We start from the raw sequence: 16,218 nt of genomic DNA on the forward strand, positions 1-16,218 counted from the left end.
TTCTGCAGTGTGTTTGAGATCACTGTCAAGAGGTATTTATGAAAAGATGGAAATAGAGTGTCTACTTAGACGGACTCGACGAGGAGGATTCTCATGGAACAGGTGGTCACGGGCGCTGCAGTGACATTGAAAGATGTTGCCGCCGCTAGCGGAGTCAGCCTCTCCACGGCCAGTCGCGCTTTGGATGATCGGGGCACGCCAACGCGTTCAGCAGCTGCTCTACACGTGCGCAAGGTGGCTGAGGAACTCGGCTATAGGCGCAATTCCTTCGCCTCGAACCTGCGCAGGGGGCAGACGCGAACCCTTGGGGTCCTAGTTCCGCGGCTCAGCGATACGGTGATGGCATTGATGTTCGAGGAGCTGGAGCGTGCTGCGTCCGCACGAGGGTACTTCGCGATGGTCGCCACCAGTGGAGATGATCCTGAAGACGAGAGGCAGGCGGCTGAAACTCTGCTGGATCGCAATGTGGACGGACTTATTTTGGCGACTGCCCGCACAGAGGATGGCTTGCCGAAATATCTTCGCGAAAGCAGGATCGCCCATGCGCTGGTACTGCGCACTGATGGGGTCAGTCCTTCCTCGATCGGCGATGATGAAGTGGGCGGATATCTTGCCGTCCGTCACCTAGTGGATCTTGGGCACCGCGATGTAGCGGTAGTGACGGGTCCTTCCTTCACCTCCACAGGAATTGCGCGTCTAGCCGGTGCACGCAGGGCGCTGGAGGAAGCTGGCATCCAGTCTCCTGAAGAGTGGCTGATTGCGGCCGGATATGGCATAGAAAGCGGTTACTCAGCCGGCAGGGCGCTGCTGGAGAGGGGTACCCGGAAGCCAAGCGCAGTGTTTGCGGCCAACGATAATCTTGCAATGGGAGTGATAGCCGCGGCTCAGCACTCTGGAATCAGCGTGGGCGAAGAACTTGCTCTGGTCGGCTATAACGACATCCCGATGTCAGCTCTGCTGCCCACCCCACTGACGTCAGTCAGAGTTCCGCTAGATCAGATCGCCAGCAATGCGATTGATCTGATTGTCAATCAAGGTAAAGAGCCGCAAATCCGCAAGTCCATGCCGAGCTTGATGCCCCGTGCTTCCAGCGGTGTTCCCCGCTCAGCAGATAACTAGGGCCGCTCTGAAAAGCACCCTCCACTATTCCATATTGCCGAACGCACCGTGTCGTTTTAATCCCCATGTTCAGCCGGAGCGATGCGAGGCGCGCGTCTGGGGCTGCATTCCAGTCCTTGTGATGTGCAAGATTGCCGTGTGGGCATGGCCTGACGGCCTGCTTGGGTCTATTCCTCTGGGCCGCAGAAGAGTGAGTGCTGATTCCCGTTAGATTAAGATGGATTCGGTACATAGTTTGTGGCAATGGGTTTTGCGACGAAGTAGCCTTGGAAATCTATTGATTTTTTCGCCTGCTACGTAAATTGTCGAAGAGACTTCTTAGGTGCGTCAAAAACGACCGTTATAGGCGTGCGTATAAGGCCTGATGAGGGTAGTGTCGAAGTGCTAGCGGGTCTGATCCAGCATTACTGCGCGCATGGCTTTTTGCTTGCTCTCGACCAAGGCCGCACCGTCCAGCTTCCAAAGCGATAATAAGCTCTTAGCAATCAGTTCTTATCACGACCAATGGCAGGTTGAAATGTCGTTCAGGATTACAGGCTCGGAACTGCGAGCCAAGTCGATCTTCCACCGTGAAAAGGATTCAATTGATGTTCTGATTCCAGCAGAGTTTTAGTCGGTGATCGAGACCTTGCTAGTGGGGCCTTAGGCAATAGAAGGAGGCGAGAGTAATCTCCGATATTCCTAGTCTGACTAGTTTGGCAGGCAATGAATTTTATATGAAAAGATTTCTTTGTGAATCTTCGGGTAATGGACTAGATATAGCTTAATCTTCAATTCATCGACACGGGAAAGAACGGCTTTAGAAATAATTGCTAATTTATTCCGTTGTGAGGTTCTTGTGCCGATTCACACTCTTTGAAGCAGGATAATTGAAAACTAAATTAAGTGCGGTGGCAATGTCGACGGCACTGATCACAGGATTGGTGCTTAGCGGACGGGCAGCAAATGCAGAAGTGATTTCGGATGAGGTCATCTCAACACCAGCGGAATCGTCAACGTCAGCGAACGCGCAGGCGGCGCCAGTAGCCTCTCAGTCTCCTGTAGCGGACGTCGTTGAATCTGAGGAAAGCATCCTTCCAGCTGAGCCAGAGGCGATGCTCGATGCCGAAGAGTCCATTGAGGCAGAAACGTCGGAACCTGCCATCGACCCGGCAACCGAGTCCTCGGCTGCTCCAACTGCTGATTCCGATATGGACGAAGAATCAGAGCCCACGGTGACGGAATCAGCTACTTCGGTAGAACCTGACGCAGCATCTGAGCTCACTACTGAAGTTAGTGAGTCGGCCAAGGACACCGAACCATCAACGGGCGTTGCAGACCAGGACGAAGACCCTCGCTGGGCCCAAATCGATGCGCTGATGCCTGAGGATAGCGAGGATTGAGACGAAGCTCAATGGGAAGCATTCGAACAAACTGAAGCCGGGCAGGAGATGAACCGGCTTCTTGATGAATTGTTTGCTGAAGATGACATCTGGGACGAAGAATTCGGGCTTTCCGACGAAGAGCTGGCTTTCTGGGAGTCCATTACCGACCTTCTTCCCGAGGAAAGCTTCGACTGGGATGAAGCGCAGTGGGAAGCTTACTTCAGCACCGACCAAGGCCTCGAACTGCTTGACCTGATGCTGCCATTCATCGCCGAAAGCATCGAAAGCGATGACGACGCCACTGAGTTCCGGGCGTTCCTCGAAGAAGTATTTGCCCATGATCCCGAACTGCGAGCGTACTACCTTGAGCTGTACTTCGGCATCGAGGCGGCTCCCGAGGACAACGGTTCTGACGGAACCGTAACTGAAGAAGAAGTGGTTCCGTCCCAAAGCGATTCTCCCTCGGCCAATGATGTCATCGAGCCTGCAGGCCACGTAAAACCAGCATCTTCGGACAAGAAGGAAGAGTCCAAGAAGGGGGCCGACGCCGCGGCACCGGCTCTGGCAAACACCGGTTTTGACGGTGCTGCGGCTGCCGGGGCGGGGCTATTGCTGGCCCTGGTCGGTGCAGTCTTTGTTGCCCGGGGTCGTCGGAAATCGGCCAAGCACTAGCGCGGTGAGATACAACTGGCGAAATACCAATTGAAGCTGTTCGGCCACCGTCTTTGAGGCGGTGGCCGAACAGCTTCAATTCTTTATTTGGGAGTTTTCATCCAAACGGTGCCAGGTGCGGTTGTGGTAAACCAGTCCGTTGCTGGGTTGGCCGGGTTCGCTATCTCGTTCAATGTGCGACTCAAGGGCGCGCGCGACAAAAACTGTGGATGTTCCTGCCTGAACCCGCTCGATGACCGCGCAACGAACCAAGGCCCGGACGCCATCAAATACCGGTTCGCCGGTGCTCAGCCTTGACCACGTTTGCTTCTGCGTGAAGCGGTCGATCCCACTGGTTGCCCCTAATTTAGCCACCTCGATGTCATGCGCATCCAAGCTGTGAACGAGAAGAGATGTTGCGCGGGTGAGCACCTTGGCCGCCGAGGACAGCGCAGAAATCGAGAAGACGAGCAATGGCGGATCAACGCTGATCGAAGCCACAGATGTCGCAGTCAGGGCAACAGGGCCGTCTCCGGCATCGGCGGTAATCAGGCTGACGCCGCCAGGGTGCCCGCGAAAGATCGCTTTGAAATCATCTGCGGGCAACGATGGTGTCGCCGATTCTGTCGCTTCAGACGCGGGCACCAACAAGCTCCTCGCGCAGGATGCCAGCCCCTGCGCTGAGCGCACTGAGCTTGGCCAGCGCCACATCGCGGCGGAATGGTGCCATGCCGCAGTTGGTGCTGGCAATCAGCTTGTCGGCATCGACAAATTCGAGTGCGTTGCGCAGAGTCTGCGCCACTTCCTCGGCAGTCTCCACAGAGTCATTGGCCACGTCGATAGCTCCGAGCATCACCCGCTTGCCGCGCACCAATTCGACAACCTCAAGCGGGACATTCGAATGGTGGGATTCCAGTGAAACGGTATCGATGGAAGAAGCCTGCAACAACGGGAAAGACTTCTCGTAGTGGCGCCACTGTGCGCCCAGAGTGGCTTTCCAGTCATTGTTCGCCTTGATGCCGTAGCCAAAGCAGATGTGGACCACGGTTTCGGCTTTGAGTCCCTCGCAGGCGCGCTCCAAAGCAGCGATGCCCCAGTCGGCCACCTCGTCGAAGAAGACGTTGAAGGCAGGCTCGTCGAACTGGATGACATCCACCCCGGCGGCTTCCAGCTCGCGGGCTTCCTGGTTCAGGATGGTCGCGAATTCCCAGGCCAGCTTCTCGCGGCTGCGGTAGTGCGCATCGTACAAGGTGTCGACCATGGTCATGGGGCCAGGAAGGGTCCATTTGATCTGCTTGTCGGTACAGGAGCGCAGGAACTTTGCGTCCTGAACGAATACCGGCTTTTCGCGCTCTACGGCACCGACGACGGTGGGAACACTGGCGTCATAGCGGTTACGGATGCGCACGGTCTCGCGCTTCTCGAAATCGACACCGCTCAGGTGCTCGATGAAGGTGGTAACGAAATGCTGGCGCGACTGCTCGCCATCGGAAATGATGTCGATGCCGCGCTGGGCCTGCTCGAGCACCGCTGCACGCATGGCGTCTTGCTGCCCTTCGCGCAATGGCTCGCCTTCAAGTTTCCAAGGGGACCATAGCTTTTCAGGCTCGGCGAGCCATGAAGGCTTGGGCAGGCTGCCGACAATTGACGTGGGGATAAGCGGGGAAGTCATAGGGGAATCTTTCTGGATCTTAGGCGACGGGTGTCGGGCAGGAAGCGGACCACTGATCGAGCAGTTGGCGATTTGGGATGATGAAATGCTCTTCGGTGAACTTGCCTTGGATCTTGCCCAATTGGGTTCGCTCTTCGCGGTCATAGTAGACGCGGGTGGGGGAGAATTCCTCGGCGCCAAGGCTCGGGTGGTACACAGCCGGAGCCGCCGAATTGGCGTTGTAGATCTCCGGGCGGTAGATCTTCTGGAAGGTCTCCATGGTGCTGATCAGGCTGATCAGCTGCAGATTGGTGTAATCATTGAGCAGGTCGCCGCGGAAGTAGAAGGCCAGTGGCGCAACAGCACCCTGCGGCATGAAGTAGCGCACGCTGAGCCCCATCTTGCCGAAGTACGCGTCGGTCAATGAATTTTCATCCTGCTGGTATTCCAAGCCGAGCACTGGATGGCTGTTGCCGGTGCGGAAATAGGTCTTGGAAGTCGAGACGCTGATGCAGACCACCGGCAGCTGGGCAAAACGCTCACGGTATGCCTGTGAGTTCAAAAAATGCTGGAAGAGCTGTCCGTGGAGATCACCAAAATCTTCTGGAAGCACCAGAGCTCCGCTGTCATTGCACGAAGCTGGAAGTACAACGCTGAAATCGTAATCGCGGACATAAGAAGAAAAATTATTGCCCACCATGCCCTGGGACCGAGTGCCGGTGAGTTTATCCACGATCGTGGTTTCAAGCACTTCTAAAAGAGGAAATTGCTGGTCGGTATTATCGGCAGAAAAATGCACATTTGCAGAAATGATTTCCAATTCAAGAGAATAGCGATCGCCTTGGGGATTGTCCCAGTGAGCGAGGGAATTGAAACGGCGGTTAATCATCGTCAGGGCATTGCGCAGGTTCTCTTCGCGGCGCTCTCCACGCGCCAAATTGGCGAAGTTTGTCGTGGTGCGAGAATTTATCGAAGGGGAGTAATTCTCGTCGAATCTTGTGGTGCTAATGCTGAAATTTAATGCGTCTGCCATGATGGCCAATCTGTATTTGGGAGGCCTGGGCAGGCCGAGGGGAAGTCGTTGCGTCAATCATGCAGGGTGATTCTTGATATCAGGTAACTCGATATAACTATGGATTCATATAGACTCTGGCTATGGTTCAGGGAACGAATGGTCTGACACTGCAGCAGCTTCGCTATTTTGTGGCGGTAGCCTCCGAAGGATCCATCTCGGCCGCGGCTGACCTCATTTACGTCGCGCAGCCCAGCATGTCCGCGGCGATGAAGGAACTCGAATCACGGGTGGGGCGCACCTTGCTGATGCGTTCGGCCAGGGGAGTGACGCTCACCGCCGAAGGTGCTGAATTCCTCGGCTACGCCCGACAGGTCCTGGAGCAGGTGGAGCTGCTGGAGCACCGCTACCTCGGCCGGCCCTCCGCCCGGCGACTGCTGGGCGTCTCCACCCAGCACTACTCATTTTCGGTGGACGCCTTTGTCCGAATGGTCCAGGCCAGCGGGGCCGAGGAATACCAGTTTTCACTCCGCGAGACGCGCACCGAACAGATCATCGAGGACGTGCGCACGCTGCGCAGCGACATCGGGATCCTGTACCGCAACGACTTCAACCGGAAGGTCATCGACAAGCTGCTGCGCGAATCGCGGCTGGTCTTCCACCCGCTGTTCCTGGCTGATCCGCACATTTTCATCTCGCGCAGCAACCCGCTGGCCACCCGAACCCAGGTCACGCTCGAAGACCTCGAAGACCTGCCCCGGCTGACCTTCGACCAGGGCGCGAATAATTCCTTCTACTTCGCCGAGGAGGTGCTCTCCACGCGCTCCAGCCAACGCGAAATCCAGGTCTCGGACCGCGCCACCATCTTCAACCTCATGATCGGCTTGGGCGGGTACACGATTTCCACCGGCATCATCAGCGACGAGCTGGACCCCTCCATCGTGGCCATCCCGCTGGCCATTGAGGAGCGCATCGAAATCGGCTGGATCGACCACGCCGCCATCCCGCTCACCGACCAGGCCCAGCGCTACCTGCAAGAAGTGCGCACCGTGGTCGCCAGCTTCGGGGTAGAAGTGCTCGGCTGAGCCGCCAGTGGCGTAACTCCCGGTCACCGAGCACCGGCACATCGTCACAAAATTCAGGAAAAACCTTGAAATCCTCTGGGTTTTGCGCAAGTCTGCGCGTCATAAAAGGGTTCAGGCCCCCGCGTCATCATGACAAGGCGACGACATATGAAGCGTGGCGGCCCTGTATGAAGCCGGCCGCCCGATAACGCTTGCACCGTTTGCGGCCCATGGCCAACCATGGAGGAACAACAAACCATCAAGAGCGACTAAGAGATCTGGCTCGTTGACGTCGCAGCAACCATCGGGAAACCGAAAGGTGCTAATGCCAGGAACGATGGAGCAGTTCCGAACGCGTTTTTGCGTACTGTGCTTCGTGCCGCCGCACGATGCCAATCGGTGCACTCCCTCGCAGAGAATCGAGGAGGAGCTATGAGCCAGGAAACCGACGCGGTGCACGCAGGGTACCGCCCGAGCGGAGACTTCCGCCCGATGCTGCCGCCACTGCACAATTCCGCGGCCTACCAATTCGCATCGCATGCCGAAGCGGTGGAGAAGTTCGCGCTGCGCCAGGCCGGCTTCACCTACTCGCGCACCGGCAACCCCACCGTTTCGATTCTCGAACAGCGCGTGGCCGCCTTGGAAGGCGGGGCCCACGCGGTGGCCACCGCCACCGGGCAGGCAGCCGTGGCCTTGTCCCTGCTGGCCCTGACCCAGGGACCCAAGCACATCGTGGCCTCCTCCTCGCTCTACGGCGGCACCGTGGACCTGTTCACCGACACCTTCGCGGACTTCGGCATCCGCATCAGCTTTGTCGACCAGGCCGATCCGTCCGCCTGGGCCGCTGCCATTGAGTCGGACACCCGGGCGTTCTTCCTGGAGTCCGTCTCCAACCCGCTGTGCACCGTGGCCGATCTGCCCGCCATCGCGGCGATCGCCCACGAGCACAACATCCCGGTGGTGGTGGACAACACCCTGGCCACCCCGCTGAATATTCGGCCTCTGGAACTCGGTGCGGACATCGTGGTGCACTCGGCCACCAAGGGACTGGCCGGACACGGCTCGGTGCTCGGCGGGATCGTGGTGGACTCGGGGAAATTCGACTTCTCCGATGCCGCCCGCTGGCCACAGATCGCCGCCCCGCGGGTGCGTCTGAACAACACCTCGCTGCTTGAACGCCACGGACCGGCCGCCTACGCAATGCTGGTGCGCTCCAAGTTCCTGCACGATCTGGGCCCGACCCTCGCCCCGGCCAGCGCCCAGGGCATCCTGGCCGGAATCGAAACCCTGCCGGTGCGCGCCGCCCACGTGCAGCGCAGCGTCACCAGGCTGATCGACGCGCTTGCCGAGTATCCGGGCATTGCCGCCATCCACCACCCTTCGCTGCCCGAGCACCCCAGCCACGAGCTGGCCCGGGCGCTGGCGCCGAAGGGCACCGGCTGCGTGCTGGCCATCGAGCTGGCCCACCCATCCCTGGTTTCCCCGGTGATCGACGGGCTCAAGCTGATTTCCCTGGCCGCGAATGTGGGGGACACCCGCACCATGGTCTCCCACCCGGCCACCATGACGCACTGCCGGCTCTCGGAGCAGCAGCTGGCCGACGCGGGCCTGAACACCTCCACCCTGCGCCTGTCGGTGGGATTGGAAGACCCCGCCGACCTGCTCGCAGATATCACCCAATCGCTGGATCTTGCATTGGCCGCAACCCAGGCCACCGCCGACACCAAGGAAGTGAGTTTCGCATGAGCGGCTTCAACACCCTCGCCGTGCACGCCGGCCAGCACAAGGATCCGCACACCGGTGCGGTGATCCCGCCGATCTACCAGACCAGCACCTTCATCCAGGACGGCATCAACGTGCTGCGCGCCGGGCACGAGTACTCGCGCGGCTCCAACCCGACCCGCAACGGGTTCGAATCCCAGCTCACCGCGCTGGAAGGCGGCGCCGCCGGCTTCTCCTTCGCTTCGGGCATCGCGGCCGAAGACGCGCTGCTGCGCGCAGTGCTTCAGCGGGGCGATCACATCGTGCTGGGCGCCGATGGCTACGGCGGCACCAACCGGCTGATCTCCAAGCTGCACGGCAAATGGGGGATCAGCTCCTCGGCGGTGGACATCACCAACCTGGATGCGGTGCGCGCCGCGCTGCGCCCGAACACCGCGCTGCTCTGGGTGGAGACCCCATCCAACCCGCTGCTGGGCATCGCCGACCTGGCCGGCTGGGCGGCCATCGCCCGCGAGCACGGCGCCCTGCTGGTGGTGGATAACACCTTCGCCACCCCGTACCTGCAGCGGCCGCTGGACTTCGGAGCGCACGCGGTGGTGCACTCGACCACCAAGTACATCGGCGGGCACTCCGACGTTCTCGGCGGGGCGGTCATCGTGGCCGACCACCTCTTCCGCGGCCAATCCCTGGCCGAAGCGGTGGGCTATCAGCAGTTCGCCGGCGGCGCGGTCTCCGGTCCTCAGGATTCCTACCTGGCCGCCCGCGGGCTGAAGACCCTGGGCCTGCGCATGGAACGCCACTGCGCCACCGCATCCACCCTGGCCCGCTGGCTCGATGACCGCCCCGAGGTTGCCCGCGTCTACTATCCCGGGCTGGAAAGCCATCCGGGCCACGAGCTGGCAGCCCGCCAGCAGCGCGGGTTCGGAGGCATCCTCTCGCTGCAGCTGGCCGACGAGGCCGCGGCCCGCGCCTTCGCCGAGTCCATGGAATACTTCCAGCTCTCGGTGTCCCTGGGCGGGGTGGAATCCCTGGTCTGCTATCCGCGCGAAATGACCCACGCTTCGCTGATCGGCACACCGCTGGAGATTCCAGCGAACTTGGTCCGCCTCTCGGTGGGCATCGAGGAGCCCGAGGACCTGATTGCCGATCTGGAACGCGGGCTGGCCGCAGCCGCGAAGGCTTCCGAGGCCGACAGCATCCAGCACCGCAGCCTGGCTACCGCCTGACCTGCCGTCGCAGCACGCGGGCCGTCCGCACAGGAAGGCCCGCGTGCAAGACGTCGGCACCGCTTAGCGATTCGCGCCTCCGGGGCACTCCAAGCTTGCAAAACTGGGTTCCGACCTAATGATCTCCGGCATCGCGATCTGTGCCCCTCATGACGATTGCTTTCGGGGAGCCGCCTATGCCGCGAAATCCATTAGTTGGCGATGGCAAGGACGGGGCCGTGGTGCAGTGGGCTCCTCCGAGGAGGTTCAGGCCTTGGAACCCGACTTGCCCAATGCGAAGGTCGGTGCCGTCGGCGCGCACGCCGGGGGATCGCCGCATGCGTTCGAGCTGCACACTTTCTCCCCTGAAGCCAAAGTGTTCGAGGATCAGGTATGCGGATCGATGAACGCCTCGGGCGTCCAATGGCTCACCAATACTGCGAAGACAGCTGCGAACTATCGAGCCTCCCGGAGAACGCTTATGGGCAGGTCCGGCGAGCACGCAGTCAGATTCCGGGGCAGGATGGTGTGGGCCGGAGGAACGGCCAGTATCCTATACTGAGGCACAACGGCAGTCTGATGACAGTGCGACGTCCATCTGCTCTGAGCAGGCACATCCACGTCAGGAGTTCCCCAGCCGAGACGGCCGAAAATCCTTCGCCCTGGCGCCATGGCTGAAGCGGAAATTCATGCCAAGAACCTCTGTCTGGTACTGGTCTTAGCCGCCGGTCGCAACTAACATTTACCGGCTCCGGTGATAAGCAGGGTCTTTGCATGACAGAAACGCCGTTTAAAACCAAAATAGGTCGAAGGGCTCAAGGTCCCGTTGTTGCTACGACAATTATCGGATACGCGCGAGTAAGCCGGCACCAGGGGACCCCAACGCCGCAGGAAGCCAAGATGCGTGCCGCTGGCGCGGAAAAGGTGCTTACCGAGCGCGGGGAATCGAGCCACATCGCCAGCCGGTCGCGATGGGAAGCATGACTGAGATACATGAGGGCCGATAGCAGGCGCGTGATCTGGGCACATCGGATAGCCGGCACCGAACGTACCCTTGAAACGCTCCGCGAGCTGGGAAACGCGGATTAATCCACTCAGTCTCGCCCAACCGCTCCCCGACATCGCGGCGCACACGCCTTTGGGCGATGCCGCAGCAGGGGCACTGACCATGCTGATTCATTTGCGCGTGCTCCACGGTCCGCGAGAACATTCGCAGGATCGCGGAGCACGCGCTGCAGCGGGCCGCCGGCTCGATGACCTATATTCGATCAGTCTCCTAAACACGGTACCTAGCCTCGAAACGCCTATTCCAACGCTCGAAGGTCGACGATCAACAGGCAGATAGGTGAATAGTGTGCGGTGGCGGAATGCCTGTGAAGTTATTGAGACCCCTCCCGGGGTTGGGAACCATACAGTGAGTCGTTGACTTGATCGATCATTTCTTGAATCGCGTGGACTTTGCTCTGCCAGTACTTGTTGTTCTCGCGAGCTTGCGGTCCTTCTGCTTCTTCGTTCAACTCAAGAAGCTCGCTGAAATGGTCTCGGTAGGCGCACAGCGCAGCATTGAGAACTTCGATTTGCTCGTCATTGAGGTGGACGTTGAGCAATGATTCACGCATGGTGCTGATCCTTTCGTTGCCAGGGTGCGTCCGGTGCGTTCCGGACGCACCCCCGAATCAACCACTCCTTAAAAGTTTCCCCGGGAGTCATCTCTTGTTCGGTGGCGAGCGTGAATACACCCGGACGGGACCCGCCCGACGCACTGAACGTTGAATTGTTCGTACTTCGTTGGTTCCTTCCGGGCACCGCTGACTGGGCCGCGGAACATCCTCGATCGAGGTGCAAAGGTGCGATCGAGGCGGCTGATGCTGACGGGAAGCTGTGGATAGCTCGAGCTCGTATATGGCCAGAAGCAATTCGTCATCAGCGACCAGCGGATCAAGTTCCGAATCAATGTGGGCAGACATGACACATCATCTCCGCACAGGCCTCCAAGGGGCCTTTCTTGGGTTAACTGGTGATTTCCTTGGGGTTCTTCTTGCCTTGGCCGACCGCGACCTGAATCCGGCGGGGTTTGGCACTCTCGGCGACAGCGATGTCGACACGTAGCACGCCATCCACGTAGGTGGCCTGGATACTTTCAGTGTCCAAATGATCCCCAAGGATAAGTTCCCGGGTGAAATGGCCCCAGAGTCGTTCCGAGCCGGCGATGTGCTGGCGGTCTCCTGGTTTGGCGCGTTCAGCGCGGATGGTCAGGATGTTCTTTTCCACTGCTATGTCGATCTGCTCGGCGTCGACCCCTGGCAGGTCGAACTCAGCGTGAAATCCGGTGTCGTCCTTCCAAGCCTCCATTGGCATTGGGTGGACAGGTTCGGAGCTGAGCTGGGTGTTGAAAGCTCGCTGTACCAAGCGGTCGAAATCGCGAAGTACCTCGGTCTGCATCATCTGAACTCATTCCTTTCTGGTGTGACTCTCTACGATGCTGCAATTCACTTTCCGTTAGATCTCTGTCTAACGATGTAGATTTTATAGCATGGGATTCTGAGTTCATGCAAGCCTATTGGAAGCAAGAAATGACAAAAAATTCGCCGCGATCCGTTCCTGTTGCTGGATCGCATTCGATTGCTACCGCTGCCCAGAGTGTGGGAGTGAGTGTGCAAACAGTGCGGTTGTATGAGTTGCGTGGTTTGATCACCCCGTCACGCACCAGCGGTGGCACGCGCAGGTATCAAGCCAAGGATTTGGCTCGGTTGCAGCAAATCTCAGAGTTGATTGATCGAGGCGTGAATTTGGCGGGCATTGGCATCATCTTGGAGCTGGAATCTGAAAATGAGGCGTTGCGTAAGGCACTTGCAAAGCAGTCTCATCGGCAAGGCGCGGATTGAATCATCAAGACCGTTGAGGGTCTATGCTTCTCGGCAGGGTGCCGACGAATTCTTGCCTAGGCGCCGCGGAGCCTGAAAATGCGCGTTCTGCTCGAGCACTTGGCAGTGGCCCTTGCTGTTTGGCGGACTGTTCTCTCCTGAACATTCTCTATGGAGCAAATAGTGGAGAGTGCTAGTGTTCCGTGTGCTTGATCCATCCAACCGCGAGTACAAGGCGGATCTCGCAGGGCAGCTCCTAGAGGGAGAAAAGCAAGGAAAGTGGAATCTTGAGGCGCATGAGTACTTCTCCGAACAGGAGCTCTTCGAATACTTGGGTTCGCTGGATGTGAATGTCCTTCCCTATCGATTCGGCACGCATTCCGGGTGGCTCGAAGCGGCTTTGGATACTGGAGCTGCCATCGTCGCTCCTGAATGTGGTCAGTATGTCGGGCAGCATGCGTCGGTGGCACCGTACCGATGGGATTACGACCATGTTGATGAGGACTCACCGGAAGAAGCAGTGAAGCATCAATTGGCTTTATCCAGTGTGCCGGGGATGGATGCCGAGGAGCGTAAGCGCCAACGTATGGCACTAGCGGAAGCCCATGAGCGGATCTATTTGGATTTGCTAGCAAGATAGCGGGCGTGACAGGTGGTTGAAGGTTTGCCGGTGAATTACAGAGCTTCTGATGGTCGTTCTCCAGTAGGCGGGAGCCATAGAGTGAGTCGCTGACTTGGTCTATGAGCTCTTGGATTCGGTGAACTTCGCTTTGCCAGTATGGCGCGATGATGCTGCCTGCAGAGCCCTTCATCAAAGCCCATACCGGCCAGTACCCGGTGAAGTGGATGTGCCAGAAACTGCAGATTTCCAGGGCATCCTATTACCGGTGGCTTAACCCCTGCGAGGAGCTGAGCGAAGCCAAAGCACTGCGCATGCGCCGCGCCGAACTGGTCCACACCGAGTTCGAAGCATCCAACCAGGTTGCTGGGGCCGGCCACCTGGTGGACCTGCTCCGCAACAACCAGAACATGCAGATTCCGAAGTCCACGGTGCTCTCGATTATGAAAGACCTGGGAATCCAGGCCAACCGGATGAGTGCGTTCAAGACCACGAAGGTGCGTGACCACCAAGCGCGAACGGCGCATATCAAGAACCATATGGTTGACAAGCTCGGCCGGCGGGACTTCCGCTCTTGCCGGCCTGGGGCGAAGCTGGTTGGCGATATCACTTACCTGCGCACCGGCGAGGGCTGGCTGTACTTGGCGACGGTCATCGATTTGTATTCGCGTCAGATCGTGGGCTGGTCAATGGGCGAGAACATGCAAACCCAGCTGGTCATCGATGCCATGGAGCTTGCCGCGTCGCGGGGCTTTATCCAGTCTGGCTGCGTGTTCCACTCGGACCGGGGAACGCAGTACACCTCTGGCGCGTTCCAGGCATGGTGCGCTGCCCACGGTGTGCGGCAGTCGATGGGGCGCACCGGGGTGTGCTGGGATAATTCCGTGGCCAGTCAACGTTCTCGACGATCAAGAACGAAATGTACCATCACCGGGCATTTACCAGCAGGGTGGCATCACGGACCGCGGTGATGGAGTACATCGAGGTTTGGTACAACCGGAAACGACCGCATACAGCTAATGGAGGGCTTAGCCCCCAAGGAGTTCTGGACCCGTATTGGGAAAGGAATTCTCTGGCCCTTGCGGCTTGAGAATATTTAGAAAAGATGGAAGATCGTGTCTCAGAAACTTGACCAGCTCACTAAGGCCGTCTTATCGATATGGGACACCAAGACCGGTAAGCATGAGAGCAAGGCACTGATCTCAGATGAAGCGACTGAGCCTTTCACCAGTGAAGATGGTACGGGCCTTCCCCAGGTAACCCGCCAGTCGCTGAAGGACGGAAAGCTTGCATGGTACGGGGTTAAGGACCCGATCATGTCTACGGACATTCAGACGGGACGGACAGAAAGCAAACTTACGGTGGAAGCGTACGCGATAATTCCGCTTCGTCGAAGGTGATCTTCACTGATGCTGACGTTGGCATCATGGCGGATAACAATGATGGTTCTCCGTACAGGGTTTTGCGTTATGACCGGCACACCGGCACACCGGGGAAGCGGTGGGGCGGGCCGTGTTGGGTGAAGATCCCGCAAACCTCAGCAGCGGTTTCTTCTTTAGGGGCTTTGCAGTTAAGCCGTGAGGGTCTACTTTGTTCTCGTTTAGCCGATTGTTTTGGTTATGGAATTGCATTTCTCTGGTTGTGATGACCCGGGCCTGATGAAGGTTGGTTCGCATCGAGTTAGATCGACCTTCTGTGTAGATGCCCAGCTTTCTTCGTGCGATATGGACCTTTGCGCAGCGGCCAGGGATAACCGTCTCGCGGCCGGCTACCCGTCAGGGACGACGCAGGTTGGTAGGGAACGAAAAATTGGCTCGGAGTCATAACGCCAGGACTCTGAACAAACCTAATGATCAAGAACTGGCCGATGGCTGTTCGAGAAGCGATCACTGAACCATATTCTGCCGATGGCCCAGCTGACGGCTGCCAGCGGCACGGCAAGGATCGCCCCGATAATTCCAGCGAGCACGGCCCCGGCGCTTAACGCGATCAGAATAACCAGAGGGTGGATATGGAGGGTTTTTCCCATCACTAGCGGTTGGAGAAGGTTGCCCTCTAGCTGATTCACAGCGAAGCTGACGCCAATGATGATCAGTGCTGCCGTTGGGCCATTGGCCACGAATGCGACCATAGCAGCAAGAAGTCCGGTGGTGGTGGCGCCGAGTATTGGGATGAAGGCACCGATGAAGACCACGACAGCCAGAGGAAGCGCCAGGGGTACCTGCAAAATCCATAAGGCAAGGCCGATCAGCACGGAGTCAACCAGAGCTACGATGGCTGTGCCACGTACGTATCCGCCTAGCACCTCTATACCGTGTATTCCGGCGAGCCGGGCTTTTGCCAATTGCCGCCCTTTGAGGGGTATCAAACAGAATGCCCACAACTTCCTTCCGTCTTTGAGGAAGAAGAACAAAATGACTGCCATGAGGATGAAACCAGTGAAGACCTGCGTGGCAACGAAGATGCTGTCTACCGCGGTGTTCCCTGCCGCCTTGCTGGTAACGAAATCGCTCGCCGCGTTGCGGGCATCCTGGATCATCGCATCATCTACGGGCAATGGTCCCTGTGCRATCCAGGCGTACAAACGGTCAAATTTTTTCACCGCCTGATCCACAAGCTCCGCCCACTGGGCACGGATGGTTACGACGACCCCGGCGATGACAGCCGCGAAACCGGAGAGTACGAGAATGTAGGCCGTCCCGCTAGCMACCGTGTTAGGCCACCCTTTGCCACGCAACCAATTCACCAGCGGTGCGATGGCTGCTGCCAGAATTACSGCCAGCAAGAATGGGATGACAACCAAAGTGATCTTGTGCAACCCGTAGACCGCAACCACAACCAAGGCAAGCAGCCATAGTATCTGGCGGGAGCGTTCACCAGCCCAGCTGAGGCTGTCGGGCCAGCGCATGCCCTCGGCCTGGTTCCGTTTATTATTTATCGTCTCCAC

General features: G+C 58.5%; 14 protein-coding genes, 1 pseudogene and 1 riboswitch. Of the genes and pseudogenes, 9 read left to right on the forward strand and 6 right to left on the reverse strand.

Features of this window, described 5'->3' with window-relative positions; all coding sequences use genetic code 11:
* Window positions 1-93 precede the first annotated feature (93 nt).
* The 3 genes from AB4Y71_RS17810 to AB4Y71_RS17820 all read left to right on the forward strand — a co-directional run bounded on the left by AB4Y71_RS17810 (window position 94) and on the right by AB4Y71_RS17820 (window position 3,155).
* Window positions 94-1,119, forward strand: coding sequence for a LacI family DNA-binding transcriptional regulator (locus AB4Y71_RS17810; RefSeq protein WP_441722703.1), 1,026 nt, complete (start codon window positions 94-96; stop codon window positions 1,117-1,119).
* 890 nt (window positions 1,120-2,009) lie between these two features.
* Entirely contained in the window at window positions 2,010-2,501 is a 492-nt protein-coding gene (locus tag AB4Y71_RS17815; protein WP_441722705.1) for a hypothetical protein, read from the forward strand.
* 48 nt (window positions 2,502-2,549) lie between these two features.
* Entirely contained in the window at window positions 2,550-3,155 is a 606-nt protein-coding gene (locus AB4Y71_RS17820; RefSeq protein WP_441722708.1) for an LPXTG cell wall anchor domain-containing protein, read from the forward strand.
* A gap of 75 nt (window positions 3,156-3,230) precedes the next feature.
* On the opposite strand, the gene AB4Y71_RS17825 is transcribed toward AB4Y71_RS17820, so the two are convergent.
* Genes AB4Y71_RS17825 through AB4Y71_RS17835 form a run of 3 tightly spaced genes read right to left on the reverse strand, consistent with a single transcriptional unit; the run spans window position 3,231 to window position 5,818 of the window.
* The gene (locus tag AB4Y71_RS17825) at window positions 3,231-3,779 is read right to left on the reverse strand and encodes a flavin reductase family protein (protein WP_441722710.1); all 549 of its coding nucleotides are present in this window, start codon (window positions 3,777-3,779) and stop codon (window positions 3,231-3,233) included.
* On the reverse strand, window positions 3,766-4,806 hold the full coding sequence (locus tag AB4Y71_RS17830) for a methionine synthase (RefSeq protein ID WP_441722713.1): 1,041 nt from the start codon (window positions 4,804-4,806) through the stop codon (window positions 3,766-3,768). The genes AB4Y71_RS17825 and AB4Y71_RS17830 overlap by 14 nt, the downstream gene beginning before the upstream one ends.
* 19 nt (window positions 4,807-4,825) lie before the next feature.
* A complete protein-coding gene (locus AB4Y71_RS17835; RefSeq protein ID WP_441722716.1) occupies window positions 4,826-5,818 on the reverse strand; it encodes a DUF1852 domain-containing protein in 993 nt (330 codons plus the stop codon).
* 122 nt (window positions 5,819-5,940) lie between these two features.
* Between AB4Y71_RS17835 and AB4Y71_RS17840 the strand changes: the two genes are divergently transcribed.
* From AB4Y71_RS17840 to AB4Y71_RS17850, 3 genes are all read left to right on the forward strand, one after another.
* Window positions 5,941-6,882, forward strand: coding sequence for a LysR family transcriptional regulator (locus AB4Y71_RS17840; protein WP_105657395.1), 942 nt, complete (start codon window positions 5,941-5,943; stop codon window positions 6,880-6,882).
* Window positions 6,883-7,114: 232 nt separating this feature from the next.
* Window positions 7,115-7,205, forward strand: a riboswitch (SAM riboswitch).
* Between the two features lie 88 nt (window positions 7,206-7,293).
* Complete coding sequence (locus AB4Y71_RS17845; RefSeq protein ID WP_441722719.1) at window positions 7,294-8,607, forward strand: O-acetylhomoserine aminocarboxypropyltransferase/cysteine synthase family protein; 1,314 nt, start codon at window positions 7,294-7,296, stop codon at window positions 8,605-8,607.
* Window positions 8,604-9,809, forward strand: a complete 1,206-nt coding sequence (locus AB4Y71_RS17850) for a cystathionine gamma-synthase (RefSeq protein ID WP_441722721.1) — start codon at window positions 8,604-8,606, stop codon at window positions 9,807-9,809. The genes AB4Y71_RS17845 and AB4Y71_RS17850 overlap by 4 nt, the downstream gene beginning before the upstream one ends.
* A gap of 1,358 nt (window positions 9,810-11,167) precedes the next feature.
* Here the strand turns inward: AB4Y71_RS17850 and AB4Y71_RS17855 are convergent.
* Complete coding sequence (locus AB4Y71_RS17855) at window positions 11,168-11,407, reverse strand: hypothetical protein (protein WP_441722724.1); 240 nt, start codon at window positions 11,405-11,407, stop codon at window positions 11,168-11,170.
* Between the two features lie 391 nt (window positions 11,408-11,798).
* Window positions 11,799-12,233 carry an Hsp20/alpha crystallin family protein gene (locus AB4Y71_RS17860; RefSeq protein ID WP_441722726.1) on the reverse strand — a complete coding sequence of 145 codons (435 nt, stop codon included), beginning with the start codon at window positions 12,231-12,233 and terminating at the stop codon, window positions 11,799-11,801.
* A 104-nt stretch (window positions 12,234-12,337) separates the two neighbouring features.
* Between AB4Y71_RS17860 and AB4Y71_RS17865 the strand changes: the two genes are divergently transcribed.
* The 3 genes and pseudogenes from AB4Y71_RS17865 to AB4Y71_RS17875 form a co-directional block, all read left to right on the forward strand.
* On the forward strand, window positions 12,338-12,673 hold the full coding sequence (locus tag AB4Y71_RS17865; RefSeq protein WP_441722729.1) for a MerR family transcriptional regulator: 336 nt from the start codon (window positions 12,338-12,340) through the stop codon (window positions 12,671-12,673).
* 175 nt (window positions 12,674-12,848) lie between these two features.
* On the forward strand, window positions 12,849-13,292 hold the full coding sequence (locus AB4Y71_RS17870) for a hypothetical protein (protein WP_441722732.1): 444 nt from the start codon (window positions 12,849-12,851) through the stop codon (window positions 13,290-13,292).
* A 167-nt stretch (window positions 13,293-13,459) separates the two neighbouring features.
* Window positions 13,460-14,361: pseudogene (locus AB4Y71_RS17875) on the forward strand (IS3 family transposase); the annotation flags it as partial.
* Between the two features lie 756 nt (window positions 14,362-15,117).
* Here AB4Y71_RS17875 and AB4Y71_RS17880 read toward each other — a convergent pair.
* The coding region (locus tag AB4Y71_RS17880; protein WP_441722734.1) for an AI-2E family transporter at window positions 15,118-16,218 on the reverse strand (1,101 nt) is incomplete at its 5' end.

Origin of the sequence: Glutamicibacter sp. MCAF14, assembly GCF_052114325.1 — a bacterium.
Classification (GTDB): Bacteria; Actinomycetota; Actinomycetes; order Actinomycetales; family Micrococcaceae; genus Glutamicibacter; species Glutamicibacter arilaitensis.

Bases quoted from the DNA above. Each gene is read 5' to 3' on its own strand.
- AB4Y71_RS17810 (WP_441722703.1), top strand. From the start codon at position 94: ATGGAACAGGTGGTCACGGGCGCTGCAGTGACATTGAAAGATGTTGCC.
- AB4Y71_RS17820 (WP_441722708.1), top strand. From the start codon at position 2,550: ATGAACCGGCTTCTTGATGAATTGTTTGCTGAAGATGACATCTGGGAC.
- AB4Y71_RS17830 (WP_441722713.1), bottom strand. From the start codon at position 4,806: ATGACTTCCCCGCTTATCCCCACGTCAATTGTCGGCAGCCTGCCCAAG.
- AB4Y71_RS17835 (WP_441722716.1), bottom strand. From the start codon at position 5,818: ATGGCAGACGCATTAAATTTCAGCATTAGCACCACAAGATTCGACGAG.
- AB4Y71_RS17840 (WP_105657395.1), top strand. From the start codon at position 5,941: ATGGTTCAGGGAACGAATGGTCTGACACTGCAGCAGCTTCGCTATTTT.
- AB4Y71_RS17845 (WP_441722719.1), top strand. From the start codon at position 7,294: ATGAGCCAGGAAACCGACGCGGTGCACGCAGGGTACCGCCCGAGCGGA.
- AB4Y71_RS17850 (WP_441722721.1), top strand. From the start codon at position 8,604: ATGAGCGGCTTCAACACCCTCGCCGTGCACGCCGGCCAGCACAAGGAT.
- AB4Y71_RS17855 (WP_441722724.1), bottom strand. From the start codon at position 11,407: ATGCGTGAATCATTGCTCAACGTCCACCTCAATGACGAGCAAATCGAA.
- AB4Y71_RS17860 (WP_441722726.1), bottom strand. From the start codon at position 12,233: ATGATGCAGACCGAGGTACTTCGCGATTTCGACCGCTTGGTACAGCGA.
- AB4Y71_RS17865 (WP_441722729.1), top strand. From the start codon at position 12,338: ATGCAAGCCTATTGGAAGCAAGAAATGACAAAAAATTCGCCGCGATCC.